Origin of the sequence: Kitasatospora sp. NPDC057198, from assembly GCF_042670125.1 — a bacterium.
Taxonomy (GTDB): Bacteria; Actinomycetota; Actinomycetes; order Streptomycetales; family Streptomycetaceae; genus Kitasatospora.
In genome coordinates this window covers 1-17,500 of the sequence record NZ_JBHUWH010000131.1, presented here as the reverse complement: position 1 = coordinate 17,500, position 17,500 = coordinate 1, and the positions used below count along the sequence as shown (strand labels likewise).

Genomic DNA, 17,500 nt, shown 5'->3' with positions numbered 1-17,500 from the left:
GGTTCAGCGAGGCGTACGGGTCCTGGAAGACCAGCTGGACCTCCCGCCGGGCCCGCCGCCCGTCCAGCGGCTGCCCGGCGAAGGTCACCGTGCCCGCGTCCGGCGGGTGCGCGCCCGCCAGCGCCCGGGCCAGCGTCGACTTGCCCGAACCGGACTCGCCGACCAGGCCCAGCGTCTCGCCCGGGTGCAGGTCGAGGTCGACCGACTCCAGAGCCGGACTGCGCCGCCGCCGCGGACCGTACGCCTTCGCCAACCCGCGTACCACCAGCAGTGGTTCGGCGCCCGGGGTGCTGTTCGCGGCCGCCCGGGACGGGGCGTCCAGCCGCGGCACCGCCGCCAGCAGCGACCTGGTGTACGGGTGCCGCGGAGCGGTCAACAGGCGTGCGGTGGCGCCCTGTTCGACCACCTCGCCGTCGCGCATCACCAGCAGCCGCGAGCAGGTCTCGGCGATCACGCCCAGGTCGTGGCTGATCACCACCAGCGCGGTGCCGCGCTCCCGGTTGATCCGGGCCAGCAGGCCGAGGATCTGCCGCTGCACGGTCGGGTCCAGCGCGGTGGTCGGCTCGTCCGCCACCAGCACCTCGGCGTCGTGCGCCAGCGCCAGGGCGATCATGATCCGCTGGCGCTGACCGCCGGAGAACCGGTGCGGGAAGTCGCCCAGCCGGGACGCCGCCCTCGGCACGCCCACCAGCTCCAGCAACTCCACCGCGCGCTCGGCCCGTTCGGCCTTCGGCCGGCGCCCGCCGTGCGCCCGCAGCGCCTCGTCCAGCTGGCGGCCCACCGAGAGCACCGGGTTCAGCGAGGACATCGGGTCCTGGAAGACCATCGCGATCCGCCGGCCGCGCACCGCCCGCAACTCCTCCTCCGGCAGCCCGGCGAGGTCCTGCCCGCCGAGCTCCACCGAGCCGCCGGTGATCCGGCCCCCGGCGGGCAGCATCCGCAGCAGCGCCAGCGCCGTCGTCGACTTGCCCGACCCCGACTCGCCGACGATCCCCAGGCTCTCCCCGGCCCCCAGCGCGAAGTCCACCCCGCGCACCGCCACCCGCTCCCCGAAGGCCACGTGCAGACCGCGCACCCGCAGCAACTCGGCGGTGCAGGAAGGGGGTTCGTCCACCTGCGGAGGACGGTCGATCAGTTCGGTCATCGTGCGGCCCTCCGGTTCGGGACGTCGCTGGGATCGGGTTCCCGCGCTCATGAGCGCGCCCCGCGGTTCAGGGCCTCGGCCAGCAGGGTGAAGCCGAGGACGAGGGCGGTGGTGACGGCCAGCGGGGCGGCGGCCAGGACGGGGTCGGTGTCCAGGTAGGCGACCGAGCCGCTGATCAGGCTGCCCAGGGTGGGCTCCGGCGGGCGGACGCCCAGGCCGAGGAAGCTGAGCGCGCCCTCGATGAAGACGCCCACCGACAGCGCCACCGCGCCCTGCACGATCAGCGGGTCGACCGCGTTCGGCAGTACGTGCCGCAGCAGCACCCGGGCCCGGCCCGCGCCGCCGATCCGGGCGGCCAGCGCGTACTCGCGCTCCTGCTGCACCAGCACGCCGGCCCGCAACTGCCGTCCGAAGTACGGGACTTCGGCCAGCGCGATGATGACCACCACCGGCCAGCGGCCCGGCCCGAGGATCGCCGTCACCGCCAGGCCGAGGATCAGCCCCGGGAAGGACAGCACCAGGTCGAACAGCCGCTGCACCACCAGGTCGGCGGCCCGCGAGGTGCCCGCCAGCAGGGCCAGCGCCGCACCGGCCAGCGCGCCCGCCGGGACGGCCGTCAGGATGATCGACAGGTCGGTGAGGATCCCGTGCAGGATCCGGCTCAGCAGGTCCCGCCCGAGGTCGTCGGTGCCCAGCGGGTGGTCCCCGCCCGGGGCGGCCAGCGCCTGCGGGCCCTGCGCGTCCGGGTCGGCACCGGTCAGCCACGGCGCCAGCAACCCGGCCAGCGCCACCGTGCCGACCAGGACCATGCCGGTGACGCCCCGCCAGGTCAGCAGCCCGGCGACGTAGCGGTTGCGGTTGCGCGAACGGGCAACCAGGGGAACGGAGATCGTGGTCATCGCGTCATCACTCCCACCGCACGCGCGGGTCGAGCCAGGAGTACAGCAGGTCGGTGAGCAGTTGCACGGCCACGTAGCCGACCACCACCAGCAGCAGCAGGTCCTGCACCACCGGGTAGTCGCGGCGCGCCACGCCCTGCTCGATCAGCTGGCCGAGACCCGGCCAGGCGAAGATCCGCTCCACCACCACCGCGCCCGCGATCAGCTGCCCGATCTGCAGGCCCAGCACCGTCACGGCGGGCGGCAGCGCGTTCGGCAGCGCGTGCCGCCACAGGATCCGGCGCCGCGACACCCCCAGGGCGGTCGCGGTGCGCACGTAGTCCTCGCCGAGCGCCCGCTCCAGCCCGTCCTGCAGGTAGCGGGCCAGGATCGCCGCGCTCGGCAGCGCCAGGCACAGCGCCGGCAGCGCCAGGTACTGCACCGCCAGGTCCGGCGCGTCGAACAGCGAGGCGTGCCCGCCGGCCGGCAGCAGGCCCAGGCCCACCGCGAACACCAGCACCAGCACCACGCCGGTGACGAACGGCGGCACCGCCAGCGCCCCCGTGGTCAGCGCCCGCAGCGCCCCCGCCAGGGCCCGCCGCCGCGCCGACACCGCGTACAGCGCCGTCGGCACCGCCAGCAGCACCACCAGCAGCAGCGCGGCCGCGGTCAGCTGGAAGGTCGCGGCCAGGCCGTCCCCGATCAGCTCGGACACCTGCCCGCCGATCGCGTAGCTCGGCCCCAGGTCGCCGCCGAGCACCTGCCCCAGCCAGTGCGCGTACTGCTCGGCCAGCGGCACGTCCAGCCCCAGCCGGGCCCGGATCGCCGCGACGGTGGCCGGCGAGGCGTCCGGCCCGGCCAGCGTGGTCGCCGGGTCGCCCGGGATCAGCCGCAGCATCAGGAACACCGTGAACGAGGCCGCCACCAGCACCGCCAGCGCGCTCGGCAGCCGTTTGAACAGGAAGGTCCGCACGGCTCAGCCCGCCAGGTACGCGTCGTCGAGGTTCAGGTACGAGTACTTGTTGAGCGCCACCCCGCGCACCTGCGCGCCCGCGACCTCCACCAGCCCGGCGATCGCCAGGTCCACGATGAACTGCTCGTCCAGCAGGACGTCCGTCACCTGCTGGTACAGCGCCTTCGCCTCCGGGCTGTCCGCGTCCGAGCGGTTCCACGCCTTCTGCACCGCCTCGGTGTACTGCGGCGAGGAGAACCTCGAGGTGTTCTTCGCCTCGTTGAACGGGTACGCGCTGACCGCCAGCGTCGCCGGGTGCGCCTGCGAGAAGCTGTGGCTGAGCGTCCACAGCGCCGGCATGGACTGCGAGATCAGCTGCTTCTGCATGGTCGGCGAGTCCACCGGCTGCAACTGCACCTCGATGCCGACCTGCTTCAGGTCGTACTGCAGGATCTGTGCGATCGCCGTCGACCCGGCGTCCGAGGAGTGCGCCAGCGGCAGCGACAGCGAGGCCGCCCCCGCCTCCGCCAGCAGCGCCTTCGCCTTCTCCGGATCGTGGTGGTAGCGCTTCGCGTCCTGCTCCCGGTAGGCCGGCGAGGACTTCGGCCACGGCACCGAGGAGACCGTCGCGTACCCGCCCAGCGCCTGCTGCACCAGCCGGTCCCGGTCGATCGCCCAGGCGATCGCCTGCCGCACCCGCTTGTCCCGCACCTCCGGGAACGACAGGTTCGCGCCGATGTAGAACGCCCCCGCGCCGGTGTCGTACTGGGTGATCCGGAACCGCCTGTCGTCCTTCAGCGTCGCCACGTCCTTGCCGCGCACCGCGTACGTCAGCTGGGTCTGGCCGGTCCTCACCGAGGACAGCAGCGTCTCCGCCTGCGGGATCACCTTGATCTCCACCCCGTCCAGGTAGGGGCGGCCCGGGTTCCAGTACTTCTCGTTGCGGGCGAAGCTCAGCGAGGAGCCCGGCTTGCGGTCGGTGAAGGTGAACGGGCCGGTGCCGATCAGCCTGGTGCCCGCCACCGCGTCCTCGACCGACTCCGAATCCGGGATGATCATGAACTCGAAGAGGTCGAACAGGTTGGACACCGGATGTGCCAGCACCAGCGTCAGCTCGAAGTCGCCGTTCTTGCGGAAGTCCGCCACGGTCAGCGCCGTCGACCTCAACTGCGCCGAACGCACCGGGTCCTGAAGGTTCTTGACGGCGAACACCACGTCGTCCGCGGTGAACCTCCGCCCGCTGTGGAACGCCACGTCGTCGCGCAGCTCCAGCTTCACGCTCAGCCCGTCCGGCGCCACCTCCCAGCTCTTCGCCAGCTCCGGCTGCGGACGCAGCCGGTCGTCGTAGCGGGTCAGCGTGTTGAACACCAGCCGCTGCAGCAGCGAGTTGGCGCTCTGCGCGAACAGCAGGGCCGGCGTGAAGTCGACCCCGACGCCCACCGTCAGCACCCCGCCCCGGCGCGGCGGGGCCGCGTCGCCCGCCGGGGCCGTCCCCACCGCGGAGTCCGCCGCCGAGCGGCAGGCCGACAGCGCCAGCAGACCGGCACCCGCCAGGGCGCCGCGCAGCAGCGCCCGGCGCGAGAGCGCGGAGAGGGGGAGCGGGCCACCGGAGCCGGCGGAGAACGCGTTCATGGTCAACAGTCCTTCGGGAGAAGAGAATTCGGGGAAGCAGGGGAAGGGAGGGGGAGGAGCGGGGTCACCCGCCCGGCAGCGGACGGACGTACAGCTCGCCCAGCACCGCGGCCCGCGACCGCACCAGCGCGTCGGCCCGCGGGTCACCGGCCCGCAGCTCGCCGGCCCGTGGTCCAGCACCGTCCGCAGCACGGTGGCCGCGTTGGCCTCCCGCCGGTCGTCCCCGGGCCAGGGCGCGGGGCGCGGCGCGGTGATGCCGGGGCGCGGCGCGGGAACGGCCGGGGCGGTTGCGGACGGTGCCGGACGTGGGTCCAACTCCTCTGCGCTACCGGGTGGTTCGGTCAGGAGACCGGGCCGGTCAGCGCCTCGGCCTCCAGCTCGGCGGCCGGGACCAGGCCCGCCACCCGCGGCGGGTCGGCCGGCTCCAGCAGCCGGCTCGGCCGCCCGTCCACGCCCACCGGCAGGTCGCCGTCCAGGGTGATCCGGCGCACCAGGCGCGGCTCGTCGCCGTAGTCGTTCACCGCGTAGTGCTGGGTGGCCCGGTTGTCCCAGATCGCCACGTCGCCGACCTGCCAGTCCCAGCGCACGCTGTTCTCCAGCCGCTCCACGTACCGCTGGAACAGCTCGATCAGGGCCCGGCTGTCCTTGCCCGACACGCCCACGATCTTCTGCGCGAACGAGCCCAGCAGCAGGTGCTTCTCGCCCGTCACCGGGTGCACCCGCACCAGCGGGTGCTCGGTCTTGAACGCCGTCGAGACGAACACCTGCCGGAACAGCCTCGCCACCTCGGCGTTGTCCGCCAACTCCGGCGCCAGCGCCAGATTCGCCGCGTAGTCGTAGTCGTTGGTGTGCACCGCCCGCAGGCTCTCCGCGAGCGCCTTCAGCGGCGCCGGGAGGTCCTGGTACGCGGCCGCCGTGTTCGCCCACACCGTGCTGCCGCCCGCCGGCGGCAGCTCCAGCGCCCGCAGGATCGACGCCTTCGGGTACGAGGGCACGAACGTCACGTCGGTGTGCCAGTTGTTCGCCCGGACGCCCTTGGTGGCGTCCAGCTCGAAGATGTACCGGCCGTCCGCGCTGGGCACCGTCGGGTGGAACACCGGCTGTCCCAACAGCCGGGCGAACGCCTCGTGTTCGGCGTCGTCCAGGTGCGCCTGGCTGCGGAAGAACAGCACCTTGTGCTCGTACAGCGCGGCCTCCAGCGCCGCCACCGTCCCGGCCGGCAGGTCGCCGCCCAGCTTGACGTCGTGGACGACCGCGCCGATCCGGCCCGCCGCCGGGGTCAGCCGGAGCGCGGTGGGAGCGGGAGTGGACGTGGAAACGGACATGGTGGAACTCCTTCGGAGAGGTGGGAGCGGCGACAGCGGCACGGGCAGCGCCGCAACAGCCGGGCACGGCACGGCGACCGGGCAGCCCGGAGGCGCACCGCCGTGACGGGGGAGAGGAGAGGGGAAGGGCGCCGAGTCCTACGCGCAGCGCCGACAGCGGCCACCACGACGCGCACACACCGGGGCCGGGCACGACGGACAACAGACGACAACGACGGTACGCATCGGCCCTCCTTCCGGTTCGCTGCGACTGGGCTCGGGGCTCATCGTGCTCGGCCCGAACACCCGCTGTCAATCGTCATATGCCCAGCTGGGAGCGGGTGTTGCGGAGTATTGCGAGACGTTGCGGCGCGGTGACGACCCCGCGACGAACCCCCGCCGCCCCTTGTCGCCGCGCCCCGCCCCGGGCAAAACTTTCGGAGCGGAAACAACCCCGTCACCCCCCCGGCCACCCCCCTGCCCACCCCCGTGCACCTCTGTCCGGCGCCCCCCGCGCCGGGGGCGTCCTACTGGCCCAGCAGGTGGGCGAAGTCGTTGCCCAGGCCGCCCAGCATCGGGAGCGCGCCCAGGTCGGTGATCGCGCCGACCGGGATGCTGTAGCCCTGGTTCGGGACCGGCGCGGGCGCCTCCGCGGCGGCGGCGGTGGTGATGGCGGCCGCGGGGGAGAGCAGGGCGGCGGTGAGGGCGAGGGTGCTGAGGGCGGTGCGCACGGGTGGGGTCCTCGAGGGGTCGGGGGTGTGGCTGACGGTGGTTCAACGCGGCGGTGGCGCGGGCGGTGACGCCTGGTCCTCCGTTCGGCGCAGGGAACGCCGCAGCCCCGCCCGGCGGACGGCCGGACGGGGCTGGACGGTGCTGGGTGGGGCTGGGCGGGGCTGGGCTTCGGGTGGGTGGTCAGGCCGCCGGGAGGGCCGCCGGCAGTTCGGCCAGGACGGCCAGGATGCGGGCGAAGGCGTCCGCGGTCTCCTCGGGACGGTGGGTGGCGGGGCGGTCCGCGCACAGGAAGCCGTGCGGGACGCCCGCGTAGGTGACCAGGTCGTGTCCGACGCCCGCGGTGGTGAGCCGCTCGGTGATCCGGTCCCACTGCTCGGGCGTGACGATGTGGTCCTCGGCGCCGACCAGCCCGAGGACGGTGGTGCCGTGGGCGGCGAGCGCGGCCGCGCCCTGCTCGGTGAGCGGTGGGTGGTCGTCGGCGAGCGGGGTGCCGCCCTCCAGGGTCCAGGCGGGGTAGCAGGCGGCGACCACGTCCAGCGGGAGGCGGGTGCCGGCCAGCAGGCCCAGGTGGCCGCCGACCGAGAAGCCGACGAAGGCCCGGCCGGGGCCGCCGCCCAGCGAGGCGCCCAGGGCCAGGGCCGCCGCGGTGTCGGCGGTGACCTGCTCCGCGGTCAGGGTGCCCAGCAGCTTGAAGCCCTCCACTCGGCCGGTGTCGTCGTAGGGCAGCTCGACCCGCTCGGCCTCCCGCCCGTAGAAGTCCGGGGCGACGGCGGCGTACCCGGCGGCGGCCAGCCGCTCGCACACCCCGCGCACCCAGGACGTGACCCCGAACAGCTCCTGGCCGACCACCACGGTGGCCGCCGGCGCGGTGTCCGCGGGCGCGGCCAGGAAGAGTTCGGGGCCGCCCTCCGCGGGGCGCACCCAACGGGTCGTCACATCAGCGGTGTTCATCGTGCGTTGATCCCCCTCGTGCGGCCCGGCGCCCGGTCGGGCCCGGTGGGGCCACGTTACCCGGCGGGGCGGTAGGTGGTGACGGTACCGCCGTGGCTGAAGGTGAGGGTCTCCACCGGGGCGAACGGGCGCGGGCGCAGCGGCCCGGCGAACGCGGGGAGGCCGCCGCCCGCCACCACCGGGTACCGCTTGAGCACCAACTCGTCGATCTCGGGCAGCAGTTGGGCGGCCAGGATGCCGCCGCCGCACAGCCAGAGGTCGCCGCTGTCGGGCTGCCGCTTCAGTTCCCGCACCAGTCCGAGCGGGTCGGAGCGCACCAGGCGCACGGCCGGGTCGTCCACGCCGGGCAGCGAGCCGGAGACCACGTACTGCTCCAGGTGCGGGTACGGGCTGGGGATGCCCGCGTCCAGCCCCGGACGGTAGGCGCCCAGGCCCATCAGCACGGTGTCGAAGCGTCGGTTGGGGGTGTCGGTCAGCCCGAGCTGCGAGCGGGCCTGCACCGGGACGGTCTCGGGGAACTCGGTCAGCTGGTGCTGTGCCATGTCGGGGGCCGCGGGGTAGAAGTCGAACTCGCCGGACGGGCCGGCGATGAAGCCGTCCACGGAGACGGCGACGTAGTACACGAGCTTTCGCATGCAGGAGCCTTTTCGCCGGGGGCAGGAACTTCATCCGTAGTACTATGGGTGAAGTGGTAAGACCGTAGCACTATGGATGGAGTGGTAACAAGAGATGGCACGCAGCAACCCCGAACGGCGGGCCGCCCTGCTCGACGCCGCACTCGAAGTCCTCGCCGAGGACGGCGCCCGCGGCCTCACCTTCCGCGCCGTCGACCAGCGCGCCGCCGTCCCCGCCGGAACCGCCTCCAACTACTTCGCCAACCGGGACGCCCTGCTCGCCCAGTGCGCCGACCGCGTCTACGAACGCCTCGAGCCCGACGCCGACACCCTCGCCCAGGGCCTGCACGGCCCCCGCGACGCCGCCCGGGTCACCGCGCTCGTGCACCAGGTGGTCGACCGCGTCGCCGCCTTCCCCACCGGCTTCCTCGCCCTGCTGGAACTACGCCTGGCCGCCCTGCGCCGCCCCGAACTGCGTGCCGTCCTCACCCGCCGGATCGGCGCCGACCTCCGCCTCAACACCGACTACCACCGGGCCGCGGGCCTCCCCGGCGACGCCACCACCGTCCACCTGCTGATCCTCGCCCTCAACTGGCTGGCCCTCGAACGGCTCGCCCTCCCCGACCTGTTCACCCCCGAACAGCGCACCCACCTGGTCGACACCCTGGTGACCCGCCTGCTCGCGGGCGAGAACGCCACCGCGAACGCCACCACCGGGAGCGCCACCACCGGGAACGGCGGTACCGCGAACTGACGGGCCAACGGCAACGGAGGCGCCCGTCCCGTTCGGAACCGGCCCTACCCCCCGGCCCGGGAGGGCAGGTCGGCGGGCGGATCCCCCGCCGCTCCGAGCGCCTCGCGCTCCCTCGGCCCGACGGGGCGCTCCGCGGCGGCGCGGCGCAGTTCCGCCGTGAACTGCGCGCCCGCCAGCAGCGCCAGGTTGGAGAGCCAGAGCCAGATCAGGAACACCACCGTCCCCGCCAGCGAACCGTACAGGTGGCTGTACGTGCCCAGGACGCTGGTGTACAGCGCGAAACCCGCCGAGAAGACCAGCCAGAGCGCCGCCGCCAGCGTGCCGCCCGGCAGGCTGCCCCACCGCCGCCAGGCCGCCTCGGGGCCGGTCCGGAAGACGATCAGCACCAGCGCCGCCGCCACCACCAGCAGCACCGGCCAGCGGACCACCGACCAGACCAGCGGAGCCGTCCCGCCCAGGTGCAGCACCCGGCCCGCCCCCTCCGCGACCGGGCCGCTCAGGATCAGTGCCAGGGCGCTCACCGCGAGCAGCACCAGCAGCACCGCCGCGGTCACCACGATCCGCGGGGCCCTGCGCAACGGGGAACGCCGGTCGCTGGTGCCGTGCATCCGGTGCAGCGCCCGCCGGAACACCGCCAGGTAGCTGCAGCACGACCACAACGCGCTACCGGTGCCCGCCACCAGCAGCGTCCACCCGGCCGAGCCGCCCCCCAGCGCCTGGGAGAGTGCCCCGCCCACCTCCGCGCCGGCCTGACCGGGCACCAGGGCCGCCAGCCGTACCGCCGCCTCCCGGGCCGCCGCCGGACTGATCAGCGCGAAGCCCACCACCGTGGCCAGCAGCGCCGGAAGGATCGCCAGGACGGCGTAGTACGTCAGCGCCGCCGCGAAGTCGGTGATGTCGTCGTTCCACATCCTCAACGGCGTGCGCCGCAACGCCCGCCACCAACGTCTGTCCCCGTCCGGCGACCGAGCCACCGCAGACCCCCACCCACTGAAAGCCGAACGCGCCGTACCGGTCGCCCGGACCGGATGCCCGCCCCGCCCGGCGCGAAACCGCCCGGCGCGAACCGTCCGGCGGCGAACCGTCCGGCGACGGTTCAGGCCGGCGGCGGTTCAGGCCGCGACGGGCAGGTGGTCGGCGACCAGGGTGGCGAACTCCTCCGGGGTCAGGATCCGGATGCCCAACTCCTCGGCCTTGGTGCGCTTGGAGCCGGCCTTCTCGCCCGCGACCAGCAGGGTGGTGCGCTTGGAGACCGAGGAGGAGGACTTGCCGCCGGCGCGCTCGACGAGTTCGTTCACCTCGTTGCGGGAGAGGGCGGCCAGCGGGCCGGTCATGGCGCCGGTGACGACCACGGCCTGGCCGGCCAGCGGGCCCGCGGCCCCGGCCGCCGCGTCCTCGGCGGGCTCGGCGGTGGGCGCCGGGGCGGTGGGCTCGGTGACCTGGGTGCCGACGCCGAGCGCGGCCAGGCGGTCCAACAGGTCTGCGAGCTCGGCGAGTTCGGACACCACCAGGCGGGCCTTCTCCGGGCCGATGCCCTCCACCGCCGCCAGGGCCTCCGCGTCCGCCGCCCGGATCGCCGCCATCGAACCGAAGTGCGCCGCGATCCGCCGCGACATGCTGCGCCCGGTGCCGCGCACGCCCAGCGCGCACAGCACCCGGTTCAGCGGGCGGGTGCGGGCCGTCCCGATCGCCGCCAGCAGGTTGTCGGTGCTGGTGTCGCCCATCCGCTCCAGCGCGAGCAGCTGCTCGCGGGTCAGCGTGAACACGTCCGCCAGGTCACGGACCAGCCCGGACTCCACCAGCTGCACCGCCCGGGTCGACCCCAGGCCCTCGATGTCCAGCTGGTCGCGGCCCGCCGCGTAGACGATCGACGCCACCGTCTGGCAGTTGCGCCCCCGCACGCAGCGCCAGCGCTGCTCGCCGGTGTCGATCGCGTCCCCGCAGCGCGGGCAGGCGGCGGGGAAGACGATCGGCAGCTCCTCGCCGGTGCGCTCCTCCACCAGCGGTGCCTCCACCCGCGGGATGACGTCCCCCGCGCGGTAGACGAAGACCCGGTCGCCCAGCATCAGGCCGCGCCGCTCGATGTCCGCCGGGTTGTGCAGCGTCGCGAACGAGACCGTCACGCCGTCGATCACCACCGGCTCCAGCACGGCGCGCGGCGCGATGATGCCCGTCCGGCCCACCGCCCACTCCACCGCCAGCAGCCGCGTCACCTTGTGCTCGGCCGCGAGCTTGCGGGCCACCGCCCAGCGCGGCGCCCGCGAACCCGAACCGGCCCGCTCCTGGTCGGCCGCGTCGTCCGCCTTCACCACCACGCCGTCGATGCCGAACGGGAGCTCCGACCGCAGCGCGGTGATCTCCTCGACCCGCCGCTGCACCTCCTCCAGGCCCTCGCAGCGCAGCGGCGCCGCCGCCGTCGAGGCCGCCGTGTTCGCCCCGAGCGCCGCCAGCCGCTCCAGCAGCGCACTGTGCGCCAACTCCGCCTCCAGGCCCACCGCGTCGTAGGCGAAGAACGTCAACTCGATCCGGTACGGCCGGTCCTTGGCCCGCAGCGTGCCCGCCGCGCCGTTGCGCGGATTGGCGAACGGCACCGCGCCGTGCGCGGTACGGATCTCGTTCGCCCGCTCGAACTGGTCGTGCGTCAGCAGCACTTCGCCGCGCAGCTCGACGTCGAGCGGCTCGGCCAGGACGGCGGGCAGGCCCAGCACGTCCCCCGCCGTGTGGGTGATGTCCTCCCCCGCGAGGCCGTTGCCGCGGGTCAGCACCCGCCGCAGCGCGCCCCCCTCGTACCGGGCCGCGATCGCCAGCCCGTCCAGCTTCGGCTCCACGCACCAGCCCGCCGGCGCCCGGCCCAGCCGCCGCTCCAACGAGGCCGCCCAGTCGGCGAGTTCCTCCCCGGAGAAGACGTTGTCGAGCGACAGCATCGGCACGCTGTGCGGCACGTCGCCCTCCGCGGCGCCGCCGGCCACCTTGCCGGTCGGCGAGTCGGCCAGCACCTCCTCCGGGTGCGCCTGCTCGTAGGCCGCGATCGCCCGCACCAGGGCGTCGTACTCGTCGTCCCCGAGCGTGGTCGTCCCGTCCGCGTAGTAGGCGGCGGCGGCCCGGGTGGCAGTGGCAACGGCGTCGGCGTAGTCGCCGGAGGAGAGCAGATCGGCCTCGTTCATGACCGTCATCCTTCCGTCCGGCACTGACAACCGACCGGTTCCGACCGGACGGCTCAGCCGTCGTCGCGCCGCCGGTCGAGCCGGGCCCGGAGGGCCAGCAGGGCGAGGCCCGCGAGGGCGGCGCCGCCGGCGGCCGGGAGCAGCACGGAGGTGCCCTCGCTGCCGGTGGCGGCGAGGTGCCCGCCGCCGGGGGGAGCGGGCGAGGGGGACGGGGACGGGCCGGTGCGGTGGCACTCGACGGTGTTGGTGATCTCGGCCCGGGTGTGCGCGCTGTCGAGGGTGAGCGTGCTGCCGAGCGGGAGGTCGACCGGTGCGCCGTTCAGCGCGGTGATCCGCCGGTCGGTCAACGTGCAGGCGGGGTCAGCGAGTTCGGTCCGCTCGGTGACGGCGGCCCGGTCGCCGGTCCGGTAGCCGGTGCGCGCGGTGCCCCAGGGCTGCGGCGCGGCCGCGGCGCCGTCCGGCCCGGTCAGCGAGGCGGTGGCGGTGAACCCGGCGGGCTGGCCGCCCTCCGGGTGGACGGCGCCGTCGATCCGCCAGGTCTTGTCCACCGTCAGGTCGGCCGGGAGTACGGCCGGGGCGGCGGCGGGCCGGTTGTAGACCGTGCAGCTGACCGCGGCGAGCCGGGGCAGCTCCAGGGCGAACCCGGGGCGGTCGGCCGTGCCGGTGTCGGAGACGTCCACCGGCTGCCCGGTGTCGAGGTTCACGCAGACCGCGTTCTTGCCGTCCTTGGTGACCAACTGGTAGCCGTCGTGCTGGAGTTCGCTGATGTCCAGGGATGCGGACGGCCGCTCGCCCAGCTCCGGCTGGAAGACCACCGAGCCCGTGCCGTCGTCGGTCGTGGTCAGCTCCCGCGGCAGCCCGCCGACGCCCGGCGTGCCGGTCGACGCCCCGAACGTCCAGCCCGCCGGGGCGTTCACCGCGCCCGTGGTGTCCTCGCCGGTCGTACCGGCCGGGACGAGCTGCTTGACCACCGTCACGCTGTTGTCGCAGTGCGACAGCGCCAGGTCGTGCAACTGCTGCCCGGCGGTGGCGAAGTCCTTGGTCTGGAAGTAGTCGGCGGCGGTCAGGTCGCCGCCGTCGGCGTTCGCGTCCGGCCCCGAGACCGCCCGCAGGTTGAGCCCGGAGATCCCCTCGACGCCCTTGCCGACGCCCAGCGCGATCAGCCGACTGCCCTCCGCCTTCACCGCGTTGGCGGAGAAGACGCCGTTCTCGACGTCCCGGAAGTGGGTCCGCGAGCCGTCGCCCTGGGCGTCGTCCGCGAACCGGGTCGGGTTGCCGTCGGTCAGCACCACCACCGCGTCGTACACCGGGGCGGCCTTCGCCACCGACCACAGCGCGGTGTCCCAGTTGGTGCCCTTGCCCAGCGTCCAGTCCGCGTACAGCGACTTGAACTCCGCCGCGCCGGCCGGCGTCGACACCGGGTGCAGCTCCGGGTGGTTCGCGCCCACGCCGGTCGCCGGGGACGCCTGGTCGAAGGAGAACACCGCCAGCCGCGAGGGCGTGCCGGTCAGCGCGTCGGTGAAGCGGTCCGCGGCCGACTTCAGGAAGGGCAGCTCACCGCCGACCGAGGCCGACAGGTCCAGCACCAGGGCCACGTCCAGCCCGCAGTGCGCGGGCAGCGGCGGGTTGTTCCGCGAGTCCTGCCACACCCCGCCGGAGGCCGTCGGCAGGTTCTTGTAGTCGTCGCTGACCATGAAGTCGGCGCTCGAGCGGTAGGTGTTCCCGGCGGCCAGCGCGGGCGTCCGGAAGCGATACGGGGAGGCGACCGAGCCCGAGCCGCTGCCCGGCCCCGTCCGCAGCTCCGGATTGGCGAACCAGCCCGCCGGCACCCCGCCGTCCAGCTGCCGCACCGTCAGCTCCCGCCCCGCGTTCGCCCCGCCGGGGCCGGTGTCCGGCACCCGGAAGGAGCAGTCGCCGTCGGCGTCCGAGACGCACACGCCCCACCCCGGATCGACCGGCACCGCGTCCCCCTCCGCCGCGAACAGCCCCAGCCGGACGCCCGCCAGCGGGCCGACGGACTGCGCGCCCGTCCGGTCCCCGCCGGTGCGCACCGTCACCACCGCCTCGCCCGCCCCGGGCGCGGGCACCGCCGCCGGGGCGGCCCCGACCGCACCGAGCACGGCCAGTACGGCCAGGGCGGAAGCTGTCACGGTGGCCCGTCGCATCGCTGATCCTCTCGTCACGCCGCAGGTCGGGCCGACGCTATGCCAGCCGGCCGGAGCGTTCCGGGAGGCCACGCGGGCAGGTCACCGGGGCGGACCCGCAGGAGGACTCAGCCGACCCAGCGGGCCGGCAGGTCGGCGTGCAGGGCGTCGAGACCGACCCGGGTGCGGGTGGCGGCGTGCAGCCAGGAGAGGTCGCCGAGGCCGTCGTGGCGCAGCAGGCGGCCGGGGGCGGCGTACCAGCGGATCGGGGAGTCGTCCCGGCTCGCCCACATCGGGTGGTCGGGCAGCGGGAGACGGGTGTGCAGGGCGTGCAGCGCGGGCAGTCGGGCGGCCGGGAGCTCACAGGCGTCGTAGTGCGGGGAGCCCAACAGGAACTCGGTCAGGGCGAGTTCGACCCAGGCCAGGGACATCCGTGTCAGGAACGGAACCCAGTCGCGGCCCGTGGACAGCACCACCGGCGGGTCCTCCTGGTCGAGTTCGGCCAGCGGAATCCCCCAGAACGCACAACTCTGGTTCTCCTCGCGGAAGACGAGAACCCCGTCCGACTCCTCGTCGACGTACAGCCCGGACGGCGGGAGGAGCGGATCCTGGTTGCGGGTCAGGTCGTCCCGGCGACCGAACAGAGCGTAGCCGGAGCGCAGGGCGGCAGGCATCGGGAAGCCCAACCGGGCCTCCGCAAGCGCGAGTTCGGCCTCCGGGAAGCCGTCCTCCGGAGCCGGCGGACGGTCGGTCCAGGCGGCGGCCAGCCAGCGGACGAACTCCAGCGCCTGTGCGGGGGAGTGCAGGCCCCCGCGCAGGGCGAGGGCGGCGTCGGGGAGGTCGTCCATCAGGCCGGGTGGTGGGTGGCGGCGAACGCGGCGGCGTCCCAACTACCGCCCAGGGAAGGGGCGATGGCGGCCTCGGCGAACGGCCGGAAGGTGGCGGGGGTGTGGGCGGCCGCACCGGACGGGAGGGCACCGAGCAGCGGGGCCCCGGCCGCGGTCGGGAGGTCGGCCAGGTTGCAGCGGGTGGCGAGGTCCGGTTCGGCGGGCCAGCAGCCGATCACCACGCCGCGCAGCGGCAGACCGCGGTGGCGCAGCGCCTCGGCGGTCAGCGCGGTGGCGTTCAGGGTGCCCAGGCCGGCCGCCGCAACCAGCAGGAACTCGACCTCCAGGCCCAGACGCCGGCAGGCCAGGGCCTGATCGGCGAGGGTGCGCCCCCGCTCGTCGTAGCGGACCAGCAGCCCGCCCGCGCCCTCCACCAGCACGGTGTCGTACTCGGCGGCGAGACCGGCCACCGTCCTTGCCACGTCGTCCGGGTCCAGCGCCGGCAGCCCGGCCCGGCGGGCGGCCGTCTCGGGAGCGAGCGGCTCCGGGTAGCGGGCCAGCTCGACCGTGCGCACCGACGGCCCGGCCAGCCGGGCGACCTCGTCCACGTCCCCCGGCTCGTCCGGCCCCAGCCCGGTCTGGCCGGGCTTCAGCACCGCCACCGGCCCCGGGGCAAGCGCGGCGACCGCGGCGGTGGTCAGGGTCTTGCCGACCTCGGTGCCGGTGCCGGTGACGAACAGGACGGGGGACATGGTGCGGTGCTCCTGGCTGGGGGTGCTGGGTGGGACGGCGAGGGGATGCGGTGGCGAACGGACGGGGGCGGGGGACGGAGGACGGGCGACGGGCGGACCGTACCGGCCCGATGGCCTACCCGGTGCCGGTGCCGGTGCCGACGGCGGCGTTGGCGGCGGTGGAGGCCGCTGCCGCGGCGGTGACCGCCCGGCCGATCGCGGCGATGTCGGCGTCCTCGGTGACGAACGGGGGCATCGTGTAGATCAGGTCGCGGAACGGCCGCAGCCACACGCCCTGTTCGGCGGCGGCCAGCGTTGCCGCGGCCATGTCGACGGGCGCGTCCAGTTGGACCACGCCGATCGCGCCCAGCACCCGGACGTCCGCGACGCCGGGCTGTCCGGCGCACGGGGCGAGTGCGGTGTGCAGCGCGGACTCGATCCGCTTCACCTCGCCGCGCCAGTCCTGCCCCGTCAGCAGGTCGATCGAGGCGTTGGCGACGGCCGCGGCCAGCGGGTTGCCCATGAAGGTCGGGCCGTGTGCCAGCACCGGGACCTCGCCGCGGGAGATGCCCTCGGCGACCCGGCCGGTGCACAGCGTCGCGGCCAGGGTCAGGTAGCCGCCGGTCAGCGCCTTGCCCAGGCACATCACGTCGGGGGAGACGCCCGCGTGGTCGGCGGCGAACAGTTCGCCGCTGCGGCCGAAGCCGGTGGCGATCTCGTCGAAGACCAGCAGCACGTCGTGCGCGTCGCACAACTCCCGTAGCACGCGCAGGTATTCGGGGGAGTGGAAGCGCATCCCGCCGGCGCCTTGCACCACCGGTTCGACGATCACGGCGGCCAGTTCGCCCGCGTGCCGCCCGATCAGCTCGGCCAGGTGCGCGACGTACGCCGGGTCGGCGGGGGCGTCGTACCCGGCGGGCGGCTCGTCGGCGAACAGCTGCCGGGGGAGCACGCCGCCCCACAGGTGGTGCATCCCGCCGTCGGGGTCGCAGACCGACATCGGGTGGAAGGTGTCGCCGTGGTAGCCGCCGCGCCAGGTCAGCACCCGGTGCTTCTCCGGGCGGCCGAGCGAGCGCCAGTACTGCAGGCACATCTTCAGCGCCACCTCGACCGCCACCGAACCGGAGTCGGCGAGGAACACGTGCTGCAGCGGCTCGGGCGTCAACTCGACCAGTTTGACCGCGAGTTCGACGGCCGGACGGTGGGTGAGGCCGCCGAACATGACGTGGCTCATCGAGTCGAGCTGGTCGCGCACCGCCGCGTCCAGCACCGGGTGCCGGTAGCCGTGGACCGCCGCCCACCAGGACGACATGCCGTCCACCAACTCCCGGTGCCCGCCCACCGGTTCGGCCAGCCGCAGGCGCACGCCCGCGGCCGACTCCACCACGAGGGGCCGCACCGTTCCCGGCATCGGGCCGTACGGGTGCCAGACGTGCGCCCGGTCCAGTTCGAGCAACCGGGCGGCGTCCAGGGCGTTCTGGCGCTCCATCAGGCGTTCGGGGCCAGCTCGGTGCCGGCGCCGCGGCGGCGGACCCGGACCAGGTCGGTGCGGGCCTCGTCCTCGGTGCGGGCCTCGTCCGCGGTGTCCGCGGGCTCGACGGCCTCCGCCGCCCCGCCGTGGCCGCCGCAGACGGCGCCGCAACCGGTGCCGCAGCCGCCGCCCGTCCCGCAGG

Annotated in this window: 15 protein-coding genes and 1 pseudogene; 1 reads left to right on the top strand and 15 read right to left on the bottom strand. The window is 74.8% G+C overall.

Going from position 1 to position 17,500, the window contains the following annotated elements:
- The 8 genes from ACFUEL_RS17165 to ACFUEL_RS17130 form a co-directional block, all read right to left on the bottom strand.
- A partial coding sequence (locus tag ACFUEL_RS17165) for an ATP-binding cassette domain-containing protein (protein ID WP_380237090.1) occupies positions 1–1,144 on the bottom strand: 1,144 nt, incomplete at its 3' end.
- A 47-nt stretch (positions 1,145–1,191) separates the two neighbouring features.
- Entirely contained in the window at positions 1,192–2,043 is an 852-nt protein-coding gene (locus ACFUEL_RS17160) for an ABC transporter permease (RefSeq protein ID WP_380237088.1), read from the bottom strand.
- 7 nt (positions 2,044–2,050) lie between these two features.
- Positions 2,051–2,995, bottom strand: a complete 945-nt coding sequence (locus ACFUEL_RS17155) for an ABC transporter permease (protein WP_380237087.1) — start codon at positions 2,993–2,995, stop codon at positions 2,051–2,053.
- Positions 2,996–2,998: 3 nt separating this feature from the next.
- Entirely contained in the window at positions 2,999–4,606 is a 1,608-nt protein-coding gene (locus ACFUEL_RS17150; RefSeq protein WP_380237086.1) for an ABC transporter substrate-binding protein, read from the bottom strand.
- A gap of 341 nt (positions 4,607–4,947) precedes the next feature.
- A complete protein-coding gene (locus ACFUEL_RS17145; protein WP_380237085.1) occupies positions 4,948–5,931 on the bottom strand; it encodes a TauD/TfdA dioxygenase family protein in 984 nt (327 codons plus the stop codon).
- A gap of 506 nt (positions 5,932–6,437) precedes the next feature.
- The gene (locus ACFUEL_RS17140; RefSeq protein ID WP_380237084.1) at positions 6,438–6,641 is read right to left on the bottom strand and encodes a hypothetical protein; all 204 of its coding nucleotides are present in this window, start codon (positions 6,639–6,641) and stop codon (positions 6,438–6,440) included.
- A 181-nt stretch (positions 6,642–6,822) separates the two neighbouring features.
- Complete coding sequence (locus ACFUEL_RS17135) at positions 6,823–7,593, bottom strand: dienelactone hydrolase family protein (protein ID WP_380237083.1); 771 nt, start codon at positions 7,591–7,593, stop codon at positions 6,823–6,825.
- Positions 7,594–7,649: 56 nt separating this feature from the next.
- The gene (locus ACFUEL_RS17130; protein WP_380237082.1) at positions 7,650–8,228 is read right to left on the bottom strand and encodes a dihydrofolate reductase family protein; all 579 of its coding nucleotides are present in this window, start codon (positions 8,226–8,228) and stop codon (positions 7,650–7,652) included.
- Positions 8,229–8,322: 94 nt separating this feature from the next.
- Between ACFUEL_RS17130 and ACFUEL_RS17125 the strand changes: the two genes are divergently transcribed.
- The gene (locus ACFUEL_RS17125; protein WP_380237081.1) at positions 8,323–8,961 is read left to right on the top strand and encodes a TetR/AcrR family transcriptional regulator; all 639 of its coding nucleotides are present in this window, start codon (positions 8,323–8,325) and stop codon (positions 8,959–8,961) included.
- Positions 8,962–9,005: 44 nt separating this feature from the next.
- On the opposite strand, the gene ACFUEL_RS17120 is transcribed toward ACFUEL_RS17125, so the two are convergent.
- The 7 genes and pseudogenes from ACFUEL_RS17120 to ACFUEL_RS17090 form a co-directional block, all read right to left on the bottom strand.
- Positions 9,006–9,872, bottom strand: a complete 867-nt coding sequence (locus ACFUEL_RS17120) for a YihY/virulence factor BrkB family protein (RefSeq protein WP_380237080.1) — start codon at positions 9,870–9,872, stop codon at positions 9,006–9,008.
- Between the two features lie 201 nt (positions 9,873–10,073).
- Positions 10,074–12,134, bottom strand: a complete 2,061-nt coding sequence (gene ligA, locus ACFUEL_RS17115) for an NAD-dependent DNA ligase LigA (protein WP_380237079.1) — start codon at positions 12,132–12,134, stop codon at positions 10,074–10,076.
- 44 nt (positions 12,135–12,178) lie between these two features.
- The gene (locus tag ACFUEL_RS17110; RefSeq protein ID WP_380237078.1) at positions 12,179–14,290 is read right to left on the bottom strand and encodes a vWA domain-containing protein; all 2,112 of its coding nucleotides are present in this window, start codon (positions 14,288–14,290) and stop codon (positions 12,179–12,181) included.
- A gap of 107 nt (positions 14,291–14,397) precedes the next feature.
- Positions 14,398–15,117, bottom strand: a complete 720-nt coding sequence (locus tag ACFUEL_RS17105) for an SMI1/KNR4 family protein (RefSeq protein ID WP_380237077.1) — start codon at positions 15,115–15,117, stop codon at positions 14,398–14,400.
- Positions 15,117–15,848 carry a dethiobiotin synthase gene (gene bioD, locus ACFUEL_RS17100; protein ID WP_380237076.1) on the bottom strand — a complete coding sequence of 244 codons (732 nt, stop codon included), beginning with the start codon at positions 15,846–15,848 and terminating at the stop codon, positions 15,117–15,119. The genes ACFUEL_RS17105 and bioD overlap by 1 nt, the downstream gene beginning before the upstream one ends.
- Positions 15,849–15,963: 115 nt before the next feature.
- Complete coding sequence (locus ACFUEL_RS17095) at positions 15,964–17,316, bottom strand: adenosylmethionine--8-amino-7-oxononanoate transaminase (RefSeq protein ID WP_380237075.1); 1,353 nt, start codon at positions 17,314–17,316, stop codon at positions 15,964–15,966.
- Positions 17,316–17,500 (bottom strand): annotated as a pseudogene (locus ACFUEL_RS17090) (biotin synthase BioB); the annotation flags it as partial. The gene ACFUEL_RS17095 and the pseudogene ACFUEL_RS17090, both read right to left, overlap by 1 nt.

Bases quoted from the DNA above. Each gene is read 5' to 3' on its own strand.
- ACFUEL_RS17150 (WP_380237086.1), bottom strand. From the start codon at position 4,606: ATGAACGCGTTCTCCGCCGGCTCCGGTGGCCCGCTCCCCCTCTCCGCG.
- ACFUEL_RS17145 (WP_380237085.1), bottom strand. From the start codon at position 5,931: ATGTCCGTTTCCACGTCCACTCCCGCTCCCACCGCGCTCCGGCTGACC.
- ACFUEL_RS17110 (WP_380237078.1), bottom strand. From the start codon at position 14,290: ATGCGACGGGCCACCGTGACAGCTTCCGCCCTGGCCGTACTGGCCGTG.
- ligA (WP_380237079.1), bottom strand. From the start codon at position 12,134: ATGACGGTCATGAACGAGGCCGATCTGCTCTCCTCCGGCGACTACGCC.
- ACFUEL_RS17120 (WP_380237080.1), bottom strand. From the start codon at position 9,872: ATGTGGAACGACGACATCACCGACTTCGCGGCGGCGCTGACGTACTAC.
- ACFUEL_RS17095 (WP_380237075.1), bottom strand. From the start codon at position 17,316: ATGGAGCGCCAGAACGCCCTGGACGCCGCCCGGTTGCTCGAACTGGAC.
- ACFUEL_RS17160 (WP_380237088.1), bottom strand. From the start codon at position 2,043: ATGACCACGATCTCCGTTCCCCTGGTTGCCCGTTCGCGCAACCGCAAC.
- ACFUEL_RS17130 (WP_380237082.1), bottom strand. From the start codon at position 8,228: ATGCGAAAGCTCGTGTACTACGTCGCCGTCTCCGTGGACGGCTTCATC.
- ACFUEL_RS17105 (WP_380237077.1), bottom strand. From the start codon at position 15,117: ATGGACGACCTCCCCGACGCCGCCCTCGCCCTGCGCGGGGGCCTGCAC.
- bioD (WP_380237076.1), bottom strand. From the start codon at position 15,848: ATGTCCCCCGTCCTGTTCGTCACCGGCACCGGCACCGAGGTCGGCAAG.
- ACFUEL_RS17135 (WP_380237083.1), bottom strand. From the start codon at position 7,593: ATGAACACCGCTGATGTGACGACCCGTTGGGTGCGCCCCGCGGAGGGC.
- ACFUEL_RS17125 (WP_380237081.1), top strand. From the start codon at position 8,323: ATGGCACGCAGCAACCCCGAACGGCGGGCCGCCCTGCTCGACGCCGCA.